Here is a 20,895-nt window from a genome sequence, read left to right on the forward strand (position 1 = left end):
CAAAAACCTCACTCCATCGAGTCAAGCCCCCTGGCCAGCACCAGAACACGATCTGCAACGGCGATGACTGCCGAACCTACGAGTTTTCCAACACGTCAGTGACGCGTGCGGTTCACGAATTCCGACAGCGGTGGCGTGCCGCCCTGACCGCGCCTCGGCGTGAGCGCGGTTCCATGTCCACGTTCTTCGCCGTATCCACACTCGCCCTCCTGATCGTGATGGGCCTGCTCGTCGATGGGGGTGGCGCCCTGAACGCCGCCAACCGGGCTACGTCCCTCGCGCAGGAGGCGGCACGTACCGCCGGCCAGCAGTTGGATCCGGCCCAGGCGATCGAGGGCTCGGCCATCACCATCGACCCGGACGCCGCCGTCGGGGCTGCCCAGGACTACCTCGCCGCCGCTAACGTCCAGGGCGAGGTGGAGATCACCGACGGCGGGCAGAGCCTCACCGTCACCGTGAACGACAGTTACGACACGTACTTCGCACAGTTCGTGGGCAAGGGCACGATCAGCGTGACCGGCACCGCGACAGCACAACTGCAGACCCAAGCCGCTGGAGGCTGAGCCGACCATGGCCCACCGCATCCCCGCCCCCCTGCGCGCTATCGGCGCTCTCCTTCGGGCTCTGCTCGGCCTGGCCATTCTTGTGGCCTTGGTCGGCGGGATCCCGTACCTGCTCCTTGCGGTGGGCCACCAGCCCACCGAACTGGCAGGCGGGCTCGGCATGCTCCTGGAACCCGACGACGGCACCCTCTTCCTGGTCGCCCTCACCTGCATCGGCTGGGCCGGCTGGGCCTGCTTCACCTTCTCCGTCCTGGTGGAGATCGTCGCCGTGCTACGGCGCCGCTCCGCACCCCAGATCAAAGGCATCGGCGGGCTCCAGTCCCTCGCCTCGTTCCTCATCGGCGGCATCGTGCTGCTCGCCCCCACCGCAGCCTCGGCCGCAACAACCGGACCTGCAGTCGCCGCCACGACCGTCCACACCGTGGGAGACAGCAGTGTCAGCGCATCACCCAGCGGCACAGCGACCGCCGTGGCCGACGAAGCGGACTGGCCCGAGCACACGGTCGCCTCGACCACGGAACTACCGTGGGACCTGGCGGAGGAGTACCTGGGCGACGGCAAACGCTGGAAAGACATCGCCGCCCTCAACCCGGACGTGCCGCAGCTCGCCGCAGGCGACCAGTACCTGCCCAAGGGCACGGTCATCAAGCTGCCGGCCGACGCCCGCCCCGTCGCCTCGGCCGCCAACCCGGCGCCAACGGCGAGCAACAGCCCCGCCACGCACGACAAGGCCGACCAGCAACAGACGAGCGTGACGGGCCAAGGCGGCAAGCAGCAGGACCAGGACAAGGCTGCAGGGGAGGGCGACGCCGCCCGGCCGGAGAGCGTGGTTGTCCGCGAGGGCGACAGCCTCTGGTCGATCGCCGGCGAACACGGTGACCCGCAGGACTGGCCCGCCATCTACGAGGCCAACAAGGGCGAAACGACGCCCGGCGGCGGCACCTTCGACAACCCCAACCTCATCTTTCCCGGCCAGGAACTGGACCTGCCCCAGACCGGCGAGCAAGCAGACGCACCCACGCAGAAGCCCCACAAGGAGGCCGACGCAACACCGGCCCCCCAGGGCACGTGGGACAAAGAAGGCAACGAGAAGCCCGCAGGTGAGCAGGCCGCACCTGAAGCGGCGACACCGGCACCCTCCCGTACGGCGACACCCCCGCCAGCCTCAAGCACCACTGCTCCCGCTCCCAAGGCCGACTCCCGAGACAAGACCCCCGACACCTCTGCCGACGACACCGACGGAGAGACGGCCTTGGCCCCGGCAGCCGTCTGGATGGGCGCCGGAGGCATGGCCGCCGCCCTGGTAGGCGCCCTGGCCACCCGCAGGATCCTGCAGCAGCGCCGTCGCCGCCCCGGCCGACGTATCCCCATGCCTGAGGGACGCGCCGCAGCGACCGAACAAGGCCTACGTGCCGCACAGCACCCCACAGGCTTCGATTTGCTGGACGCCGCGCTGCGCTCGCTCGCCCTCAACCTGGCCGCGGTCGGCCGCGAACTGCCCATCGTGGAGGCGGTCGTCCTCCACGAAGCGAAGGTCGAGCTGCACCTGGCCGAAGAGGTCGCGCCGATGAAGCCATTCAGCGCGGCCGCGGGACGAGGGGACCTGTGGGTCTGCACGGCGAGCAGCCGCGATCTCGCCGACGAGGAAACGCTGAAGGACGCCACCGCCCCCTATCCGGCACTCGTCTCCCTCGGATGGGACACAGCCGGACGCCTAGTCCTGGTCGACCTCGAACACGTCGGCATCCTGCACCTGACCGGCGAGCCGGACCTCGCACGGCACGTTCTCCAGGCCATCGCTGTCGAACTCGCCAGCACCCCCGTACCCGGACACCTCGAAATCACCGCCCTCGCACAGACCGCGCCCGGCCTCGACGAGGCAGCACCCGAACGAGTCGCACGCGTTGCCGAGCTCGCCGACGCCACCGCCGACCTCACCAGCCACACTGCCGACCAGCGTCGCGCCCTGGCCGCCCTCGGAGCGAGTAGTCTGCGCGCTGCTCGGCTGATGGACGACGCCGGCGACGCGTGGACCCCCCACATCCTGCTCGCTCACGACCTCCCAGACGGCTCGGCCACCACAGCACTCTTCGACGCCGTCATCGAAGAGCCCCACGCGGCCAGCGCGGTCATCACTACCCACAGCTCCCCGGCCCCGGCCGGCGCATGGACACTGAAGTGCACCGGACCGGGAGAGACCGTCGTCCTGCCCGGCTCCGGCCTACCCATCAAGGTCCAGGGCCTGAGCGACGAACACTTCGCCGACTCCATCGAACTGCTCACCCTCGCCGCGAGCGACACAGACGTCCCCGCTCCCGACTGGACACGCACTGACCCGGACGATCCGTCCGAGGACACGGCTGACCAAGCCGAGCCGGCCGACGACGAAGGCCAGCCCGCCGATGAGGTCTATTCCGTCATCTCCGACCCGGACGAGGACGGACTGCCCCAGGAGTACGCCGAACTCGAGCTGCCCGAAGAAGACGAGGCCCCCCAAGCCCACAGCGACAGCCCTGAGCAACCCGCTGCCGAGCCGGAAGGAGAAGGGAAGCCAGCAGGACCCTCGCTCGCCGACGTCCTTGCGGAGGACGAAGGCTCCGAACCTCACCGGCCCAGCGAACGCCACGCCCCGTCGGTGGCTGGCCCGGCAGAGGTGCCCAGCATGGTGACCACCCCCTGCACAACACCTCCCGCGTCTGCCGTTCACGTCACCATCCCGGCACCCACGACACCCGCAGACGTCTCCCGCGACAGCGAAGACCAGGCCGAGGACGCGCAGCCGGAGGCTCCCACCGTGAGGCTGCTCGGACCCGTCAGCGTCGACGGCGCCACCGGCCGCGTGGACACCAACCGGCTCACCGCCAGCATCGAACTGGTCGCTTACCTCGCCCTCAACCCCGGCGTCGATCACCGTGCCATCGACGACGCCCTTTGGCCCGGGCGCATCGTCAGCAAGCAGACCCGCGACGGCGTTATCACCCGCGCCCGCTCCTGGCTTGGCAAAGATCCCGACGGCACGGCACACCTGCCGCGTCTGCAAGAGACCGGAGACCGTCGATACCGCCTGGGCCCTGCCGTAACCTGTGACTGGACCCGATTCCAGCGCCTGGCCCGCACCGGCATGACCCGACACGACGAAGACGGTGACCTCGCACTGCGCCGCGCCCTCGCCCTGGTCCGCGGACGCCCCTTCAGCGGCATCCCCCCGCAGCGCTACTCCTGGGCCGAACCAGCGATCCAGGAAATGGTCTCCACGATCGTCGACGTCGCCCAAGAGCTCGCCACCCGCTGCCGGGAAGCCGATGACCACATCGCCGCCCTGTGGGCGGCCCGCCGCGGCCTGCTCGCTGCCGAAGAGAGCGAAATGCTCCACCGCCAGGTCTTCCTCGCCCACCACGCCGTCGGCGACCTCGACGCCCTGCGCGAGGCCGCCGCACGACTCGCCCACATCAACGAACAGCTGGGCGGCTACGACATGGAAGCCGAAACAGCCGAACTGCTGCGCAACCTGCTGCCCCGACCCGTCACCCGTGCCCGATGAAGAACGCACGGGAAAAGCGTCCGCACGGTTCAGGCCGACGCGTCTCCGCCGACGAGATCGGCCCGGTCCCCGAGACCTTCAGACGCCCGCTGATCTGCGAGTTCTGCACCAGCGCCGTCGGACCGGTCCGCGGCTACAAGACCGTCCCCAACCTGTTCCGCCTGAACAAAGGAACACTCCACCAGCCCGAATGCGCCCTGAACCCCACGGAGTTCGTCCAGGGCATCGCCCGCGGCTCTCACGGCCTAGCCCACGTCACCGACCAGGGAATCCTCCGACTCGAACTGCCTGAGCAGATCGACGCGATACCGCCCCAACCACCCATGGGCGCCGACACAGACCCCGACGGCCCCGTCCGGCAGCGCGACACCACCACAGTCCGGCCCTACCTGCCACCAGCCATCACCAGCGCCGCGAAGATCGCCCGCTTCCTGCAGATGCACGGCTTCGACCCGGACACCGTGGAGCGATTCCGCATCAAGCCCCACGGGCGAGCCCCCATCCCATGGCACCGGTTCTGCTACGGCCCCGCCCACTCCTCCTACGCCGCGCTGTACCAGCGACTCCGTACCGGACAGACCATCCCGCACCCGATCGCCGTACACGGCACCGTCCAGCGCATCGACCGGGACAGGAACGGGAGCCCGTACGCCACACTCGCCGCCAACGTCCCCTTCGGCGATGAACGCTTCACCATCGTGCTGCGCTCCAACTACGACACCCTCATCAAACCGCTCACCGTCGGCACCCACGTCCTTGTCGTCGGCGACTGGGGCATCTTCACCGGCGCCGCCATCCCCCAGCTGAAACTATTCGCAAAGCACCACTGGCAAGTCGCCTACTGGACCAACGACGATGGCAACGGCCAACCCACCGAACCGTCCTGCCCGCCACCGGTCACGTCACGCCAACGGGTCATCGCAGAGACCGAAGCACGCAAGCGTCGCCTCGCCAAGCAGAACCGCGCCACGACACCAGCTGCACCGGCACCGGACCCACCGGCACCCGCCCATCCCGAACCGCCAGCAGTTGCCGAGCCCACCGTGCCGCCCACCCCGGCGAGCGCCCAGGAAGAGCCGACCGTCGAAGAGCCACGCATCACCGATCCGCCTGTGATCGAAGCGCCTCCAGCCGAGCGGGAACCGCCTGCCCCGCTGCCGCCGGCAGCGCCACCACCACCGCCGATGCCACCGAACCCACCGCCCACCCCACCCGCAGCAGGCGCAGTCGCACGCCGGCGAGGCCTGCGCCGATGGTTCGGCCGACGGACATGAACATCGGGTCCGACCTGCCACATATGCGCGAGAAATATTCGCTGCACGCCTCTGTCGCAGCCGGGCGGTATAGGCGCATCCTGTGCGCATCCCGCCACGGGTTCCTTGGCCGGGCGGGGCAGCCGTCCCTCCCGGCCCTCCCCACGGGAGGGCCGACGCCTGCGTGGCAGTGCCCACCCGGTACGGCCGTCATAGGGTGAAGTGACAGATTGCTCAGGGGGGCCTGGAGGTGCAGGATGCCCCGGCCTGTATGGAGCGGTGCGATCAGTTTTGGGTTGGTGACTTCTCTGAACTAGTTCCTCAGCAGCGCTCGTCCCCCACGTCAGGGCAGATCGCTTTCCGCTCCGTCGATCGGGGCCTGATGTCTCAGGCCCCGCCGTTCCCTACTGTGCGACGGCCCTCTCCGTCACGGTGATCTTCCCCTTGCGGATGGTCGCCAGCCGGGGAGCCCGCTTCGCGATCGCGGAGTCGTGGGTGACCATGACGAAGGTCAGGCCGTGCTCCTTCCACATCTGTTCGAGGACTTCCATGATCTCGTCGCGCATGCCCTCGTCGAGATTGCCGGTGGGTTCGTCGGCGAGCAGCACCTTGGGCTGCTTCACCAGGGCGCGGGCGATGGCGACGCGCTGCTGCTGGCCGCCGGACATCTCGGACGGCAGGTGGCCGAGGCGTTCGCCGAGCCCCACCGAAGTGAGCGCTTCGGCGGCCCGTTCGCGGCGCTCCTTCGCCTTCACGCCGAGCGGGACGAGGGCGGTTTCCACGTTCTCCTGGGCGGTGAGCGTGGGGATCAGGTTGAAGGACTGGAAGACGAAGCCGATGGTCTCGCTGCGGACCCTGGTCAGCCGTGCTTCGGGCAGCTTGGCCAGGTCCGTGCCGTCCAGGACGACTTCGCCTGAGCTCGGACGGTCCAGGCCGCCGAGCATCTGGAGCAGCGTGGACTTGCCGCCGCCGGTGGGGCCCTGGATGACCAGGCGGTCGCCGTCGCCGATGGTGAGGTCGACGTTGTCGAGGGCGAGGACGGTTCCGTTGCCGCGGGTGTAGCTCTTGGTGACGTTTCTCAGCTGGTACATGGTCGCTCCTGGTGTTCTCGGGGTGATGCGTGTCGTGTCCGGCCCGGTGGCCGCTACTCCACTCGGCGCAGCGCGTCCGCCGGGCGCAGGCGGGAGGCACGCCAGCCGCCGAACGCCCCGGCGACCAGACCACCGGCCACCGCGAGGCTCACCGCGAGGAGGATCGTCGTCAGACTGACCGGTGCAGTGAGGGCGACCTCCAGGGACTTGGCGGCCTCCCGGCCCGGGCCGAAGCCGCCACCACCGCCGGGTCCACCACCGCCGGGTCCACCGCCCGGGCCGCCGAAGCCACCGCCACCCGTGCCGCCGATCTGGGCCTGGAGGCTGGGGCTGATCGCGGTGACGGCGTAGGCACCTGCCAGGCCGAGCGCGATGCCGAGGGCACCGCCGACCAGACCGTTGACGATGGCTTCGCCGACGACCTGCCGGGTCACGCGGCCGGACTTCCAGCCCAGTGCCTTGAGTGTCCCGAACTCGCGTACCCGTCGGGAGACGGCGGAGGAGGTGAGCAGGCCGGCGACCAGGAAGGCCGCGGCCAGCACCGTGATCGACAGCCATTTGCCGACGCTGGTGGCGAGGTCGGAGGCGGTGGACAGCGACCCGGAGACCGTCTCGGCGAGGTCGGCGGACGTGGTCACTGTGGTGCCGGAGACGTTCTTCTGGATGGCGCTCTTGACCGAGGCGATCTGCTGCGAGTCGGACGCCTGGACGTAGATCGTCGTGACCTTGTCCTTCTCGCCGGCCAGCGTCTGCGCCTGCTGAAGCGGCATGTACAGGTTGGCGGCCGAGTCGCCACTGCTGGCGGTGGCGATGCCGATCACCTCGTACGTGACGCCCTTGACGGTGACTTTGCTGCCGACCTTGTACTTCTTGGTCTCGGCGTATGCCGAGTCGGCGATGACGACCTTGGCGTTCGTCTCGGTCGACTTGAACGTACGGCCGCTGGTGATCTCCGACGAGGTGAGCGGGCCGAGTGCGGTCTTCGTGACGTCTGTTCCGTACACCGTGTACTGGTTGATGTCGAAGTCGGCTCCACCGCCGCGGACCTCGCCCTGCGGCTGCCCGCCTCCCTGGCCCGGGCCGCCCCGTCCGCCGCCGGAGTTCCCGTTCTGCTGGAACTGTCCCCGGGTGAACTCCCCGTCGACCTTGACCACATTCAGGCTCAGACCGCCGACGGCCTCGGAGACACCGTCCTGGGACGAGACCTTTCCGACGGTGGAGGACGCGAGCGTGGTGAATCCCTGGACCATCACGCGATCGCTGCTCTGGGACGTGGAGTCGTCGTCCCGTGCGTCGAACTGGAAGCGCGGCCGTTGCGCGTTGCCGGCGGTCGCCGATGCGGCCTTGGTGACCGTCATGTCGGTGCCGAGGCCGTAGAGCGAGTGGAGGACTTTTTCCTGGGCCTTGCCCATGCCGCTGGACACGGAGTCGACCACGATGACCAGCGCGATACCCAGCGCGAGGCCGGAGGCGACGACGAGGGCCGCCTTTCTGCGGCGGCGCAGTTCGCGCCTCAGGTAGGTGAAGAACATGTCCGCAAGTTAGGGATGGAGTGTGAGGTATCGATAAGCCGGCGCTGAGAGAACCGTGAGAAGGCCATGGGGCCGGTCCGAACTGCCGCCACGAGCTGCGCGTCCGCCACTACGGCTTCACCACGACCCGCGGATCGCCCCCCGCCCGACAGTTGCGGAACCGTCCAGTTCCCTCGCTGGCGATTTCAAGCCGCACCGGTTGGCCGACCTGCCGATCAATAGTGAGGGCGGGCACGGGGCGTCGAAGGTTTCGGGCAACACTCGGTGATCGGAGTGGTCGATGAGGAGAGAGGAGTAGCCTCCCTGCGCTGAGTTTCTTCACTCTTGCCGTGTGGTCTCGGTGTCGGCAGCCCCAGCAGGACCAGCCCGGCCGATGCCGCCGAGTCGATCTGGTTGATCTTGGATTCGGCCCCGGCGAGACTGACGCGGAGCCCTTCGATTTCGCCCAACCAGCCTTCTCGCTCTGCTTCTGCGATCCGGTCGAGGAGGTTGTCGCGGATCTCCACCAGTCGGGCCCGCTGGGCGGGGTCGGGGCGCAGGAGTGAGCAGCGCACGCAGGCGTGCTCGTGGATGCAGGCGGTGCCGTAGGCGCGGGCGCAGGTGCCGACGGAGAGCTTGCGGCGTTCGAAGTGACCCAGGAAGTCCTCCCACTCGGCGTCGGTGGGGGTGCGGTACTCCTCTGTGGGGCGCAGGGTGCGGCGGCGGGCGATGAAGGCTCGGTGGGCTTCGATGGTCTCGGTGGGATAGATCGCGTTGTAGCCCATGGTGGTGTTGATGTTGGCGTGGCCGGCGATGACCTGGGCGATGTGGGGTGGAAGGCCGGTGTGGATGGCGTCGGTGATGAATATCCGGCGGAAGTCCTGCGGGGTGAAGGTCAGGGGGAGGCCGGCCGCGTCGGTGAGCCCCAGGAAGGCGACCGTCTCCTTGAGGATCTCGCGGATGGTCTGGGAGTTGAGGGTGCAGGGCTCGCCGCTGCGGTTGTACTGGAAGAGCAGAGGCGCCGGCGGGTTCCACTGTCGCTCCTCGCAGTCGTAGCGAGTGACCAGGGGGATGAGGCCGGTCTTGGGGTCGCGGACGCGGCGGATGATCATGGCCAGGACGTCGGCAAGTTCGGGGCTGACGAGCAGGACGCGCTCGACGTCGGTCTTTGAGGGGGCGATCTGAAGGAGAGGGACGAACTCGCCGGTGGTGGGCAGCCGGTACTGGATCACCGCGTGGTGGGTGGTCTCCAGCATCTCCTCCACGCGGGCGCCGGTGTGGCGCAGGAACTCGACGGTTGCCCAGGCCCAGAAGGCGCGGTGCTCCACGCGGTCGAGATGCACGAGGCGGCCTGCCGCGTTGCGGGCGGCGGCGCCGGCCGGGTTCTTGCCGCGGGTGTAGGTGACGCCGTCGAGGGTGAAGGCGTCGCCGGGGTTGGTGGCGCGAGCGATTTGGAGGTGGGCCGCGGCCAAGCGGTGGTGGTCGGCGGCCGCCCGGGCGAAGGTCTCCAGCACGGGAAGGCGCTCGCGGGTGCGCTGGTCCATGCGCGCCTTGGTCCTGGTGGCGCGCTTGCGGTCGGCGGTCTCGGCCACCTTGATCGGGCAGGGTGCGGCCCAGGATCCCCAGCGCGCGGGCTCCTCACTCGCCCAGCGGGCGACGTCCAGGTAGAACGCCCGCACGGCAATGAAGATCATCACGCGGTCGGCGCGTTCCACGACCTGCTCCTCGATGGAGCCGTCCGGGCGTCGGCGGCGCTGGACGCGGGTACGCAGGCGTTCCTTCCAGGCGGTGGCGACGTCGGCCGGCAGGTGGAGGGTCTCCAGGCCCGGGTGGTGGCGTTCGATGTCGGCCCAGAAGTTGCGGGTCAGGTGCCGAGCGAGGTTGTCCAAGGTGGAGTAATCCAGGCGGGGGCGGCGTTCCTCCAGGTAGTCGATGAGCAGGCCCCGGATCCCCGGCGAGGCGATGCGGTGGCGGTCGACGAGCTGGGCGCAGGTGAGCTGGCCGGTGACCTTCTCCAGGAACCGCAAGGTGGTCGGGGCGTCGGCCGGTAGGTGGCCCAGCTCGCGCAGCCATGCGTAGTAGAGGGTGCCGCCGGCGCTGACTCCGTGGGCAGTTCGGCGTAGTTCGGAGTCATACTCCAGCATGTCGCCCACGGTGATGTCCGCTAGGCCGCCTCCCTTGGCCAGCAGGATCCGTACCAGGGCACGCCGAGCCCGCCCCCCGCTCGCGGACGCCCACCGCTCGGCGCCGACAAGCTCCTTCAGACGGGCGAAGCCGTCCGGGTCGCGGCTCCCCTCCACGAGGGTTCGCACGTGGCAGCTACTCAGGTCCATCTGCCACCGCAGTGACAGCCGGATTGCGTCGGCGGCCGCCAGTGCCAGCAGGCCAGCGTTGATGCTCGTCTCGTCAACGTCCACCGTGGTGTTCACCCACGCCACGGCCTCTCGCCGCCACCGCTGCGGGCAGGCCGCTGCCGGGGACGCCTCCCATCGTTCCTGCCAGCTGTCTCCGGCGAAGCCCGACAGCCAGGCCAGGATCGCGCGGGCCCCCGACCTGCGACGCCACCGCGTGTGCGCCTTCTCCGCGCGCAGCGGGGGCTGCTCCAGCACGCCGAGCACCTCGTCGGCGGGCCCGTCGGTAAGCGGCCACCGGGAACCTGCCCTACGGGCAGGGAATCGGATACGAGCCTGCTCCAGCAACCCTCCAGATGCCCGCGGTGCTGGGGGCAGTTCGGTTGGGCCCGCTGCTGCGGCACCGGTGGCGTCTCGTACCCGTGCGTTCACCAGGCCCTGCCGAACAGCTCGTCCAGCGAGTCCGGCCGATATCCGGCAGCCGGGGACGGCTTCGCTCTGGCCTCACGACTCTGCTGCTCGTGGTGAGCACGGACAGCGTCTACGATCTCGTCCCGGCCAGCGGGCAGGTAGATCTGGGTGGTGCTCAGGTGCGCGTGCCCGAGGACCCACTGCACGTCCGTGAGCGCCAGCTTCGGATCGCGCGCCATCCGGTAGGCCGCCGTCTTGCGCAGGTCATGCAATGTCCAGTTCGACCCCAGCGACCGGTTCACGCGGCCGAACATCGCCCGGGCCGCGTGGTAGGTCAGCGGCCGAAACGGTGGCCGCAACGTCCACCACAACCAGCGTCCCGGCCCCCGGGGTACCCCTGCCCGCCACGCCTCCTGCTGATACAGGCGCAGCCACACGAAGGCATCCGCTGACGAAGGCACCTGTTGATAGGCCCGCGTCCCCTTCCGCACCACCCCCAGCAGTTGCTCGCCTGGCAGCGCATCTCGCTGTCGGCACGTCAGCAGTTCCTCCGCCCGGGCCCCGTTGGACACCCAGAACGCCAGGAGTGCCCGGTCACGGTTGTGGCGCAGCGCCGCGAACAGCTCGTCAAACCGCGCATCCGGAATCCGGCGCGGCACCCGCACCGGTACCGATGGCCGATACCGCCCGCCGGGCGTGGCATGGGTCGACCGACTGGCCGCGGCGGGCAGTCGGCGACGCTCTCGTCCGAGCGGGAACGGGTTGATGACTGGGCCAGTGCCCGTCTCCAGGTGGAAGTCGTAGAACGATCGCAACACGGTCTCGCAGTGCGCCCGCGTCGCCGCCGCGTACATCAGCCCCGGCCCCGCCCGCCCCGTCACAGCATTCGGCACTCCCGCCGACGCACCAGCCACCGACCGCACCTTGGGATCGGAGGGCCCTCGGCGCCAGTGCGCCCGCACTGGCTTCGGCGCGATCGCCATCCACCGCGCGAAGTCCCGAGCCTCCGCCCGGGTGGCCCGACGCCACTCCACCCCGAGCGCATCCAGGAACCGCCACCACCGCAGCAGATCCATCCCGTACGAACGGATCGTCGACGGCGGCCGCGAACACGCTTGCAACTCGGCGAAGAACGCCGAGGCCGCCTCCACTACGTCCCCGGCGCTGTCCAGCAGTACGTACGGCTGGGCCGGGTCGGCCGCCTCGACCAGGGCCCCGGTCTGGGGCAGCACGAAGTTGTTCAGATCCCGAGAGGGATCACCCGTCTCACGCATGAGCGGAAGCTAGCAGACGCACACTCTGACCTGCTGTTATTCCTCAACTGGTTCAGTCAACACCACGATCCCGGTGAAGATGCTGCCTGCGTCGGAGGACAGGTCAGTGCGGTTCCGGCAGGTCCACACCGCCGACATGGGCCCGATCCGCTACAAGAAGATCTGCGAGCTGGACGGCGAAGAGGTCTCCTACGCGGAGATCAGCAAGGGCTACGAGCTGTCGGACGGGGCGACGATCCAGATCAGCGATCAGGAGCTGGACGCGATGCCGCTGCCGACCGCGAAGGCGATCGACATCGAGGCCTTCGTGCCGGCCCGCGACATCGACCCGGTGCGCATCGGGGCGGGCTACTACCTCCAGGCCGACGGGCCCGTCGCCGCCAAACCCTACGTACTGCTCCGCAAAGCCCTGGAGCGCAGTCAGAAAGTTGCCGTCGCGAAAATGGCATTCCACGGCAGGGAGCGCCTGGGACTACTGCGCGTCATCGAGGACGCCATCGCGATCCACATGATGCATTGGCCCGACGAGATCCGGGACTGGTCCTCGCTGGCGCCACCGGCGGTCGACCTGGACGAGCGGGAGATCGAAGGCGCGCTCGCGCTCATGGACACGATGAGCATCGCGGGGATGCCCGATCTACACGACGAGTACCGGGAGGCGCTAGAGGCCGTCATCACCGCCAAGGCGGAGGGGACGACACCGCCGCAGTTGCCGGAGCGGGAGGAGCCGGCCGGGAAGGTGGTCGACCTGATGGCCGCGCTCACCGCAAGCGTGGCTGAGGCCAAGGAAAAACGCGGCGAGCCCGCCACCGTGCACGAGCTGCCGAAGAAGCGGACCGCGAAGAAGACCACGGCCAAGAAGGACACGGCCAAGAAGAGCGCCGCGAAGAAGAGCGCGGCCAAGAAGACCGCGAGCCGCAAGCGCAGCGCCTAATCGGTCGGCGGATCGCAGACGCTACAGATCTCCAGTTCGGGGAACTCCTCCAGGGCGACGAGCACGTGCTCGTGGTCGAGGTAGCCGAGCTGGGTTTTGTACAGGGAGCAGTCAGCCCGGTGGAGCATCGGCTCCATGCCGCTGACCCGGCCCGGCTGCAACTTCCACAACTGGGCGGTGCGCGTCTTCTCCTCCCGGCGCCGCTCTTCGGCTTCTTCGGCCTCCAAGCGGCGGATGGCCCCTTCGGTCTGGCGCAGTTGGTAGGTGAGCCAGTCGCGCAGCGCGCGCTGCCGCAGCAGCCGTTCGGCCGCGGTGAGGTCAGGCATCAGACAATCCCGGGCTACGCGGGCGCCGGCGGCTGTGCGTCGGGCAGGCTCTTCAGCCGCATCCGTGCAGCTACACGCTCCCCGGTCTCCACCGTCGACCAGTACGGGTGCGTGGCCACGGTGGCGGACAGCTCGCGCAGGAGCTCCCGAAGCTGGTCCACTTCGGCTCGCTGCTCGGGGGTGTAGCCGGGGCTGGCGTCACGCCCACCGGTGATCTCGCCCGTGTACGGGTGCTCCGTGCCCGGCCAGCCCGCCAGAGGCTCTACGGACCACGGCAGCGCGGCGCACAGCGTCTCGTACTCGGCCCACGTCTGGTGCAGCCGCCGCTGTGCGTCGATCAGGTCGGCGGGGAAGGATTCAGCCACGACCAGAATGATACGCCTGTTCGATTATGTGGGGCGGTGCGCCGCGCGGTACGGCTCCGCACTGCCACGCGAACAGACCCGCAGTCCCGGCTGCGGCCAGGGATACAGGTGCGTGGTCGTGCTCCCGTGCACGGTGATGGTGGCCTGGTAGACGACGCGGCCATTCGCCCAGTCCTGCCGCGCGGTCACCAGCGCCCAGCGCCACCGCTTACCCGTGTAGACCAGCAGCGCGGGCGCGTGCCCTTGCGGCCACAGCCACACCTGTGGCGGTGCGCCGTCCTCGGGGCGCCAAGGTCGTGTCTCCGCAGGCTCCAGCGATATTTCGTTCACATGTTCGATTCTATGCGGGCGCGACTCCTTACCTAGACGAATCTGAGAGGGTTAAGCGAAGGAGTTAAATACTTGGGTAAGGGTCTGCTAGGTTCGGGTGTATGACTTCTGAGGAAGAGCTGTTCGCGAGCGTGGATGCGCTGTTGGCGGAGGAGCCGCAGTTGCCGCCCCCGGCTGAGCGGGCCCGCCTGCGAGAGGCTGCTGGCGTCACTCAGGCGCGGTTGGCAGTTGCGCTGAAGACGTCGACGCAGAGCATCAAGAACTGGGAGAACGGCAGGAGCGAGCCGAAGGAGCCGCGTCTGTCGGCGTATCAGCGGCTGCTCAAGGGGTGGGCGGCGCAGCACCCCGCGCACGGCGGTGCTGCGCCGGCTGCGTCTATCACCGCCCCAGCGTCCGTGGCCCTGGCCCCGACGCCGGTGGTGGAGCCGGTGGAGTCCGCGCCGCAGCCGGCGCCCGTGCCGGAGGTTGAGACACCCTCGACCCTGATCTCGACCACCGAGCCGGCCGTTGCCGCGCAGTCGGTGCGGCGGACGGGCACCGGTACCGCAGCACGATCGGGTGTGCGTCGGGGCGCCCGTACGGCTGCGGTCTCGGATGATCCGCGGTTCGCGCATGGGCCGTTGCTCGTGTTGGACGGCGACCTGACCGCATACGGTCGTGGCGGGTTGGTGGTGGACTGCCCGGCGCGCACGATTCCCCAGTTGGTGGAGTGGGCGCTGGGTGAGCCGGTCGGGGCGCCTGCGTTGAACCGGCATGGTCAGGCCGCGGATCCGCTGATCGTGCTGACCGCCGATGCGGCGGTGCGACTCGGGCTGCCGGAGCGGTTGGAGGGCCACCAGCAGCGCGCGGGCCTGCGGCTGCCTGAGGACCACCCCGTCGTCTCCCAGGTGGCCAAGGCGAAGTGGAAGCTGACCCGGCGCGGGTTCGGGCCGTGGGCCCGCATCTACCGTCCCGCCAAGGCCGGGCAGCGACAGTGTGTGCAGCTCGCGATCCTGTCGTGGGGCGCGCTGGATGACCGCTCCTGGCCCGGTGTCGCCGCCATGGAAGCGCCGGAGATCGCCCGGGTGCTGACCGTGTACGCGGACCGGGTGCTGACCCCGCGCGGCGGTACCGCGGTCAACGGCCTGGAGCTGATGACCGCGCTGCGCCCCCCGACCCGCGCCGTGCGCGACGACACGGGCACGTCGTGGACCTCCGGGCACAACCCGGGCTCGCTCGGCACGCAGCCCGTGGACCCGGCCCCGCCCGAGGTGCCCTCGGAGCACCCGCTGGCCCAGGGTTGGGAGGACGGTTTCTTGGATGAGGAGGTGTACGGGTGGGTGCGTGACCTGGACACCCTCTCCGGTGACGAGGCGTCCCGGCCGTTCGCGCTCGGGCTGGATGTGAACGCGGCGTTCCTCGCCGCCGCCTCCCGCACGCCGGTCGGCCTGTGCGCCCCCGAGCACGTGAAGCGGCCGGTGTTCGACAAGCGGATCCCCGGCTGTTGGCTGGTGGACCTCTCGCACATCGAGCTGGACCCGCGTCTCCCGTCGCCGTTTACCCCGCATGGTGGGCGTCCGACCGGTCCGGCCTGGTACGAGACGCACACCGTCGCCTACGCCGTCGAACTCGGCTACAACGTCGAACCCGTCGAGGCCTACCTCCGCTACGAGTCGGGCGCCTACCTGGACCCGTGGCACGACCGGCTCAAGGCCGCGCTGCTGGCCACCATGGAAGACCTCGGCGTGAGCGCCGGTATGGACGACGCCGCCTTCCTGACCGCCATGGAGTACGCCCGCCAGGGCGACCCGGGCATGCGCGCGGTCCTCGCGGCGGTGAAAGCGACGGCGAAGGGCGGGATCGGCAAACTCCGCTCCCGCGCCCGCGGCCTGAACTACACGCGGGGGGAGCGGTGGCCGGAGCTGGAGCGCCCGACCTGGCGCCCGGACATCCGCGCCGCGATCATCTCCAAAGCGCGGGTCAACATGCACCGCAAGATGCGCCACATGGCCACCACCGGTCTGTTCCCGCTCGGGGTGCTGTCCGACTGCGTGGTCTACCCGGCGCCCACACAGAGCCCGTTGGATCTGCTGCCGTACACCGGTAGTGGCAAGCCGCTGCCCGGCGCCTTCCGCCTCGGTGTCGCTCCGGGCCTGGTCAAGGTGGAGGGAGTGCAGTCGATGGCGTGGGCCGTGGACCTGATGGAACAGGGCGGCAACCCCGCCCAGCTCATCAAGGGCACGGACGCGGTCCTGGACGACGGCGAATAGGAAGGGGGAGGAGAGCCATGGCACGGGAAATCCGTCCGGAGACCGCCGACGCTGATGACGCTCTGATCGGAGAGGCCATCGAACGCGCCAGCCGCCAGACCTTCACCACCGACCCGCCCCGCACCCTCAAAGGGCAGATCAACTACCTGATGCGGCAACTCGGCTCCGCCCGCGCGGTCGCCGCCGAACTCGGTGTCACCGCAGACAGCGTGAACCGCTACCGGCGCGGCGCCCGCAAGCACCCGCCCAAGCCGGTCCAGGACCGCATCACCGAAGCCGTCCGCTCCCGCTGGCAGCCACGCGTACGCGAGCGCGCCCGCCAGCGCGCCGCCGCACAGACCGGCATGACCGTCGAGGTCCGGGCCACGTTCGGCTACAAAGCCCCCGCCGGTACCACCGACGATGCCCGCTTCCGACTCCTCCCGCCCCTCCACCTGCCCCCCGCATGGGCCGGCCGCCTCTTGGACGCCCAAGCCGGACGCAGCACCGAAAACCCGAACGAGGTCCTCGCCGCCGCGGCCAAAGAGCTCTACTTCCAGGAACGCGGCGCCCGCGCCCACCAACTGGAGGAGGTAGAGCTGACCGGCATCGACTACATCGACGCCCGGTACTGAGTCTCACGCTCCGGGGAGGTGCTGGGCCGACTTTATGCCCGACCGCTGACCGCGGTCGGGCCGCGCCTACAGCGTCGCGGTGCGTCCAGCCCGGCCGTTCTCTCACGCGCATGCGTGCCGCGCCCGCCCGGGGTGGCAACCCGTCTTGTTGCGTCCCGATCGGGTTGGGCGGAGGGTGACTACTTCACCGCCGGACGGGCTAAAATCTATGTTCGCCACAGTAGACATTGGGCGATGGCGTGGTTATGGTTTGTCTAGTAACCGTGACAGGGCAGTCAGTAGGGCCCGGTAGAGACGACCTTCCGGGCAGTAGTACCCGTAGTTGCAGTGCGTAGGACGGTGCGGCGGTGGAGTTCCGAAGCCAGAGTGGTTGCAGGAAGGCGACGGGACTGGCGGCCGGACCGGGTGGCCCGTAGCTGATCAGGGGCCGCCGAGCATTACCGCAGTAGCAGTAGTGCAGTTCGCAGTACCAGCAGTGAAGTCAGTGAGCGGTACCTCGGTGAAGGCGTCGGCTGCGGGCGCGCGCACCGGGAGTTTCGGCAGACCGGTCCCGAGCCAGAGGAGACAGGCGACGGGGTGTGGCTGCCGAAGGGTGACGCTTGCCTTTAGGTCACCAGCAGTTCGCATCACCCGCAGTACGGAAGTTCGCAGTAGTTGATCAAGAGGAATGAACGGAGGAGCAAGCGCCATCAGGATCGCCCGGGTGGATGTCTGAGTCCCGGGTACCGCAGGACATCGTGAGTGAGGTGGTCTTCGGTCGAGCAACCGCGATCCCCGCATGCCTCACCCCTCCTGGGTGGGTGTGCGGACACAGAAAGCCGGCGCAGTACTGGGGCCGGCAGATGGTAGAAGTTCCTTCGGGGCCCTGGTGCCGTAGGCATCAGGGCCCCTCCACGCATTCCCGCAGTGAGGTGCAATGACAGCAGACGACTCGTTCGACCGTCTCGATGACGACGACTACCCCGCCTACACCATGGGCCGGGCCGCCGAGGTACTCGGCACCAGCCAGGGCTTCCTGCGCGCCATCGGCGAAGCCCGCCTGATCACCCCGCTCCGCTCCGAGGGCGGCCACCGCCGCTACTCCCGCTACCAACTGCGCATCGCGGCCCGTGCCCGTGAGCTCGTCGACCAGGGCACCCCCATCGAGGCCGCCTGCCGCATCATCATCCTCGAAGACCAGCTTGAAGAAGCCCAGCGCATCAACGCCGAATACCGCCGCGCCGCCGAATCAGCGAACCCTCCGGCCACGACCTGAGGCGGTCGCCCCTACAAGGCCCCGCGTACCCGTGTGAGGCCCTAGCCCAGGCCGCCAAAGAGCTCTACGCCCAAGAACGCGGCACCCGCACACCGCAACATCGTGGTGAGGGGCGCTTGCGCCCTGCCCGACCCCAAGGTCGGCGATCTCCTCGAAGCGCTCTCCACCGGGGCTCCCACGCCAGCAGGCGGCATGGTCGGCTGGGTGTTTGAGCTGGAGGAACTCCACCCGTGGTGCACGACCGTCCCGGCCCCGCACACCGCCGGGGCGCGAAGCGCATGCGCCACCGCCGCTCGTTGTGCGATTCACCCGTTTGGCTGTCCGGTCATGGCTGGTTTGGTGCTGGGGGCCTGCTGGTCTCGCCCTTGCTGTCCCAAGGGGGATGGGTTCTGGCACGTCGTGCGGAGGTCTGCGTGCGGTGCTTCGCTGAGGGCGCCCGTTCTCCCCGTCACACAGGAGTGATCATGAGCGTTTCAGGCGCGTCTCGCGACCCGATGCGGCAGAAGGTTCAGGAGATGGAGCAGGCCGCTGAGCGTGCCCAGGACCCTCAGGAGCGCGAGCGTCTGATGGAGAAGGCTCGGGAGCTTCGCGAGCAGTTGCAGCGGCGTGGCAATGCCGGCGGAGACGATCTCGGCCCTATGTGAGCGATCGGTCCTGACGCAGCGGCCCACCCCGCCCCGTGAGGGGGTGGCTCAGCGCCGGGGTGGGGTGGGCGCGAGGCGCGCACCCCACCGGCCGCGGTCCTTCGTGGTCGCCTGCGCTTGGCAGGATGAAATGAACCGCAACCCCGAGCCACTGGAACGATGCGGCCAGTGCCAGGCCCTCATCGAGGAGGGCGAGGCGCTGGGTACGCACGTGCCGGATTCGTCGTACCTCCACCCGCACGACCCCACCCGCGATGGAGACAGGCCGCTGATTGCCTGCTCGCCCGAGCACCTCGCCGAGCTCATGAAGGCGGCAGGCGCCCGCCCGTACCTGGATGTCGAGCTATGGGCAGGCAAGATCGACCGTGCACTTGCCACCTGCCCTCAGGGGCTGAGCCTGTACGCGCTCGCCGTGAAGACCGGGCTCACGCAGGACCAGATCGAGCAGGCTGCTCTCTGGTCCGGCCGTTCCGTGCACTCTCTGGGCAATCCACCCTGATGTTCCGCTGACACCCGGAAAGTGCCGGGGTTCAGGTGTAGAAGGGGCGGTAGTAATCGGCGAGCCGGTCGCGGTACCGGCTGTTGTCGTAATGCTGTTTCGGGTCGTAGGCGGGGGCGTGCCTGATCTCGTCCCGGGTGCGGTTGACGAGGATGGTCTTGTCGTGGCGGTCCACGCGCTTGATGGTGCCGGCCGGCAGTAGCACGGGCCCGTCGAAGGTCCATGGGTCGGTGTCGACCACCACGTAGGTGGAGCCGGGTTCCTCGATGTCTTCGTGGACGGTGCCGATCTCCCCGTCACTCGCGACTGCCGTGTAGCCGATGAGGATCATGCCGGGGGTGTGGTGCGACTCCGGGTGGTAGGCCCACATGTCGAAGCTCATGCGAACGACTTCCGCATCGGGTGAGGTCAGCGGCCGAGGGCGTTGCGCAGTTCCTGCTTGTTCATGGTGGAGCGGCCTTCGATGTTCTTCTTCTTGGCCTCTGCGTACAGCTGGTCCTTGGTGGGGCCCTGTGCGCCGGAGTGGGAGCGTTGCCCGCCGCGCTGTGAGGCGGACTTGGGGTCGCGGGTGGAGGTCTTGCTGGCCGTCTTCGCCTCCCCGGACCGTGCCCTTTCCTTGTTGACCGTGCGGGCGGCCATCTCCTTCGCGCGGCCTTCGGACATGCCGCGCTTCTCGGCGCTGTCCTTGATGTGCTCGTACTGCCGCTCGCGCTTCTTACTGGATCCAGCCGGCATGGCGTCTCATCCTTTCGTCTACAGATCGGACAGTTCACCCACCACAGCGCCTTCCCCGGCACGGGGTGTTCAGCCCCCTCCGCACTCCACACCCGCCGGGCCGGAACTGCTATCCAGACGGCGTCGCCGCATCACCGCCGAAGGGGACCGGGCCACAGGGTTCTCAGCGTGCCACCGCTGGCGTCGCGCTGGCCTTACCGATGGGGCGCGGTGCCCTGGCAGTCAGGCATGGGCAGTCGTTCAGGTGGCGCGGCGTTGGTCGGTGCTGTTCTGGCGTAGTTGGTCCATGTGGTGGGTGACGTTGCTGAGGTGGGCTGCGATGTCGGGGTGGTCTTGCAGGTGGGGGAGTGTGTCGGTGAGGGGGCCTGTCAGTGCGGCGGCGTCGTTGTCGGCGAGAGCGCCTTGGAGGCGTTCCAGGAGGGCGGTGGCTTCGGCGGGGAGGTCGGTGAGGGCGGTGATCTGCCCGGCGAGACGGCGCAGGGTGCCGGCGTTGCGGCGGGCCCAGGCGGCGGTGCTGCGATCTGCGGCGCGGGCCTGGCGGGTGGCTGTCACGCGCTGCTCGCCGGTGCTCCCGGCGGGGCCGGGGCGGCCGCGCAGGTAGCGGCGCTCAGCGGCCTGGCGGCTGGCGACGCCAAGAGGGGAGGCGAGGTCGGCCCAGCTGGCGCCCGCGTCGCGGGCGGTTTCGATCAGGCCGGTCTCCCATCCGGCAAGCTCCTCGCGCACCTGCCGCAGCAGGAGCAGGGAGGCCAGCGCTTGCTCCGGTCCGGGTCCGAGCGCGTCGGGGGTATCCGGATCATGCCGATAGGCGTCGCGCAGAGCGTCGTCGATGGCGGCAAGGGCCGCCGCGGCGGTGAGGAACGACATCGGGCTGCTGTCGTTCGTGCTGGATGCGGACGGTTGGCTGACTGCTGCCACTGGCCACCTCCTTGATCGTCATCACGTGGACGAC

19 protein-coding genes are annotated in these 20,895 nt (G+C 69.3%); 9 read left to right on the forward strand and 10 right to left on the reverse strand.

The window, feature by feature from the left end; all coding sequences use genetic code 11:
- Positions 1 to 173 precede the first annotated feature (173 nt).
- Genes ACFWI9_RS22720 through ACFWI9_RS22730 form a run of 3 tightly spaced genes read left to right on the forward strand, consistent with a single transcriptional unit; the run spans position 174 to position 5,378 of the window.
- Complete coding sequence (locus ACFWI9_RS22720) at positions 174 to 563, forward strand: pilus assembly protein TadG-related protein (RefSeq protein ID WP_387164607.1); 390 nt, start codon at positions 174 to 176, stop codon at positions 561 to 563.
- Between the two features lie 7 nt (positions 564 to 570).
- A complete protein-coding gene (locus ACFWI9_RS22725) occupies positions 571 to 4,104 on the forward strand; it encodes a LysM peptidoglycan-binding domain-containing protein (RefSeq protein ID WP_387164610.1) in 3,534 nt (1,177 codons plus the stop codon).
- On the forward strand, positions 4,101 to 5,378 hold the full coding sequence (locus ACFWI9_RS22730; protein ID WP_387164611.1) for a hypothetical protein: 1,278 nt from the start codon (positions 4,101 to 4,103) through the stop codon (positions 5,376 to 5,378). Before ACFWI9_RS22725 ends, ACFWI9_RS22730 begins: the two co-directional genes overlap by 4 nt.
- Before the next feature lie 383 nt (positions 5,379 to 5,761).
- Here the strand turns inward: ACFWI9_RS22730 and ACFWI9_RS22735 are convergent, their stop codons facing one another.
- The 4 genes from ACFWI9_RS22735 to ACFWI9_RS22750 all read right to left on the reverse strand — a co-directional run bounded on the left by ACFWI9_RS22735 (position 5,762) and on the right by ACFWI9_RS22750 (position 11,995).
- Positions 5,762 to 6,448, reverse strand: coding sequence for an ABC transporter ATP-binding protein (locus tag ACFWI9_RS22735; RefSeq protein WP_387164613.1), 687 nt, complete (start codon positions 6,446 to 6,448; stop codon positions 5,762 to 5,764).
- Positions 6,449 to 6,501: 53 nt separating this feature from the next.
- Entirely contained in the window at positions 6,502 to 7,980 is a 1,479-nt protein-coding gene (locus ACFWI9_RS22740) for an ABC transporter permease (RefSeq protein ID WP_387164615.1), read from the reverse strand.
- Positions 7,981 to 8,195: 215 nt separating this feature from the next.
- Entirely contained in the window at positions 8,196 to 10,568 is a 2,373-nt protein-coding gene (locus ACFWI9_RS22745; protein ID WP_387164617.1) for a tyrosine-type recombinase/integrase, read from the reverse strand.
- 170 nt (positions 10,569 to 10,738) lie between these two features.
- Positions 10,739 to 11,995, reverse strand: a complete 1,257-nt coding sequence (locus ACFWI9_RS22750) for a tyrosine-type recombinase/integrase (protein ID WP_387164618.1) — start codon at positions 11,993 to 11,995, stop codon at positions 10,739 to 10,741.
- A gap of 79 nt (positions 11,996 to 12,074) precedes the next feature.
- Between ACFWI9_RS22750 and ACFWI9_RS22755 the strand changes: the two genes are divergently transcribed.
- The gene (locus ACFWI9_RS22755; protein ID WP_387164649.1) at positions 12,075 to 12,929 is read left to right on the forward strand and encodes a Ku protein; all 855 of its coding nucleotides are present in this window, start codon (positions 12,075 to 12,077) and stop codon (positions 12,927 to 12,929) included.
- Here ACFWI9_RS22755 and ACFWI9_RS22760 read toward each other — a convergent pair.
- Genes ACFWI9_RS22760 through ACFWI9_RS22770 form a run of 3 tightly spaced genes read right to left on the reverse strand, consistent with a single transcriptional unit; the run spans position 12,926 to position 13,950 of the window.
- The gene (locus ACFWI9_RS22760; RefSeq protein ID WP_387164620.1) at positions 12,926 to 13,255 is read right to left on the reverse strand and encodes a DUF6233 domain-containing protein; all 330 of its coding nucleotides are present in this window, start codon (positions 13,253 to 13,255) and stop codon (positions 12,926 to 12,928) included. The two genes, ACFWI9_RS22755 and ACFWI9_RS22760, sit on opposite strands and share 4 nt — an antisense overlap.
- 14 nt (positions 13,256 to 13,269) lie before the next feature.
- On the reverse strand, positions 13,270 to 13,620 hold the full coding sequence (locus ACFWI9_RS22765) for a hypothetical protein (protein WP_387164622.1): 351 nt from the start codon (positions 13,618 to 13,620) through the stop codon (positions 13,270 to 13,272).
- A gap of 24 nt (positions 13,621 to 13,644) precedes the next feature.
- Positions 13,645 to 13,950 (reverse strand): hypothetical protein, encoded by a 306-nt coding sequence (locus ACFWI9_RS22770; protein ID WP_387164624.1) that lies wholly within the window; start codon positions 13,948 to 13,950, stop codon positions 13,645 to 13,647.
- 101 nt (positions 13,951 to 14,051) lie between these two features.
- On the opposite strand from ACFWI9_RS22770, the gene tap reads away from it, so the two are divergent.
- From tap to ACFWI9_RS22795, 5 genes are all read left to right on the forward strand, one after another.
- Positions 14,052 to 16,199 (forward strand): telomere-associated protein Tap, encoded by a 2,148-nt coding sequence (tap, locus tag ACFWI9_RS22775; protein WP_387164627.1) that lies wholly within the window; start codon positions 14,052 to 14,054, stop codon positions 16,197 to 16,199.
- 17 nt (positions 16,200 to 16,216) lie between these two features.
- A complete protein-coding gene (gene tpg, locus ACFWI9_RS22780; RefSeq protein ID WP_387164629.1) occupies positions 16,217 to 16,813 on the forward strand; it encodes a telomere-protecting terminal protein Tpg in 597 nt (198 codons plus the stop codon).
- Between the two features lie 916 nt (positions 16,814 to 17,729).
- Positions 17,730 to 18,068, forward strand: coding sequence for a MerR family transcriptional regulator (locus ACFWI9_RS22785; protein ID WP_387164632.1), 339 nt, complete (start codon positions 17,730 to 17,732; stop codon positions 18,066 to 18,068).
- A 464-nt stretch (positions 18,069 to 18,532) separates the two neighbouring features.
- Positions 18,533 to 18,712 carry a DUF6381 family protein gene (locus ACFWI9_RS22790; RefSeq protein WP_387164633.1) on the forward strand — a complete coding sequence of 60 codons (180 nt, stop codon included), beginning with the start codon at positions 18,533 to 18,535 and terminating at the stop codon, positions 18,710 to 18,712.
- A gap of 130 nt (positions 18,713 to 18,842) precedes the next feature.
- Positions 18,843 to 19,211 carry a hypothetical protein gene (locus tag ACFWI9_RS22795; protein WP_387164634.1) on the forward strand — a complete coding sequence of 123 codons (369 nt, stop codon included), beginning with the start codon at positions 18,843 to 18,845 and terminating at the stop codon, positions 19,209 to 19,211.
- 31 nt (positions 19,212 to 19,242) lie between these two features.
- Here the strand turns inward: ACFWI9_RS22795 and ACFWI9_RS22800 are convergent, their stop codons facing one another.
- The 3 genes from ACFWI9_RS22800 to ACFWI9_RS22810 form a co-directional block, all read right to left on the reverse strand.
- Entirely contained in the window at positions 19,243 to 19,593 is a 351-nt protein-coding gene (locus ACFWI9_RS22800) for a PRC-barrel domain-containing protein (protein ID WP_387164636.1), read from the reverse strand.
- Positions 19,594 to 19,619: 26 nt separating this feature from the next.
- On the reverse strand, positions 19,620 to 19,946 hold the full coding sequence (locus ACFWI9_RS22805; protein WP_387164637.1) for a plasmid stabilization protein: 327 nt from the start codon (positions 19,944 to 19,946) through the stop codon (positions 19,620 to 19,622).
- Positions 19,947 to 20,186: 240 nt separating this feature from the next.
- Positions 20,187 to 20,861, reverse strand: a complete 675-nt coding sequence (locus ACFWI9_RS22810; RefSeq protein ID WP_387164639.1) for a type III effector protein — start codon at positions 20,859 to 20,861, stop codon at positions 20,187 to 20,189.
- Positions 20,862 to 20,895 lie beyond the last annotated feature (34 nt).

The organism is Streptomyces sp. NPDC127084 (assembly GCF_042724175.1).
In the GTDB taxonomy this organism is placed as follows: Bacteria; Actinomycetota; Actinomycetes; order Streptomycetales; family Streptomycetaceae; genus Streptomyces.

What these genes read in the sequence shown, in the direction of transcription:
- ACFWI9_RS22720 (WP_387164607.1), top strand. Translation starts at nt 174, where the DNA reads ATGTCCACGTTCTTCGCCGTATCCACACTCGCCCTCCTGATCGTGATG.
- ACFWI9_RS22725 (WP_387164610.1), top strand. Translation starts at nt 571, where the DNA reads ATGGCCCACCGCATCCCCGCCCCCCTGCGCGCTATCGGCGCTCTCCTT.
- ACFWI9_RS22730 (WP_387164611.1), top strand. Translation starts at nt 4,101, where the DNA reads ATGAAGAACGCACGGGAAAAGCGTCCGCACGGTTCAGGCCGACGCGTC.
- ACFWI9_RS22735 (WP_387164613.1), bottom strand. Translation starts at nt 6,448, where the DNA reads ATGTACCAGCTGAGAAACGTCACCAAGAGCTACACCCGCGGCAACGGA.
- ACFWI9_RS22740 (WP_387164615.1), bottom strand. Translation starts at nt 7,980, where the DNA reads ATGTTCTTCACCTACCTGAGGCGCGAACTGCGCCGCCGCAGAAAGGCG.
- ACFWI9_RS22750 (WP_387164618.1), bottom strand. Translation starts at nt 11,995, where the DNA reads ATGCGTGAGACGGGTGATCCCTCTCGGGATCTGAACAACTTCGTGCTG.
- ACFWI9_RS22755 (WP_387164649.1), top strand. Translation starts at nt 12,075, where the DNA reads ATGCTGCCTGCGTCGGAGGACAGGTCAGTGCGGTTCCGGCAGGTCCAC.
- ACFWI9_RS22760 (WP_387164620.1), bottom strand. Translation starts at nt 13,255, where the DNA reads ATGCCTGACCTCACCGCGGCCGAACGGCTGCTGCGGCAGCGCGCGCTG.
- tap (WP_387164627.1), top strand. Translation starts at nt 14,052, where the DNA reads ATGACTTCTGAGGAAGAGCTGTTCGCGAGCGTGGATGCGCTGTTGGCG.
- tpg (WP_387164629.1), top strand. Translation starts at nt 16,217, where the DNA reads ATGGCACGGGAAATCCGTCCGGAGACCGCCGACGCTGATGACGCTCTG.
- ACFWI9_RS22785 (WP_387164632.1), top strand. Translation starts at nt 17,730, where the DNA reads ATGACAGCAGACGACTCGTTCGACCGTCTCGATGACGACGACTACCCC.
- ACFWI9_RS22790 (WP_387164633.1), top strand. Translation starts at nt 18,533, where the DNA reads ATGAGCGTTTCAGGCGCGTCTCGCGACCCGATGCGGCAGAAGGTTCAG.
- ACFWI9_RS22795 (WP_387164634.1), top strand. Translation starts at nt 18,843, where the DNA reads ATGAACCGCAACCCCGAGCCACTGGAACGATGCGGCCAGTGCCAGGCC.
- ACFWI9_RS22800 (WP_387164636.1), bottom strand. Translation starts at nt 19,593, where the DNA reads ATGAGCTTCGACATGTGGGCCTACCACCCGGAGTCGCACCACACCCCC.
- ACFWI9_RS22805 (WP_387164637.1), bottom strand. Translation starts at nt 19,946, where the DNA reads ATGCCGGCTGGATCCAGTAAGAAGCGCGAGCGGCAGTACGAGCACATC.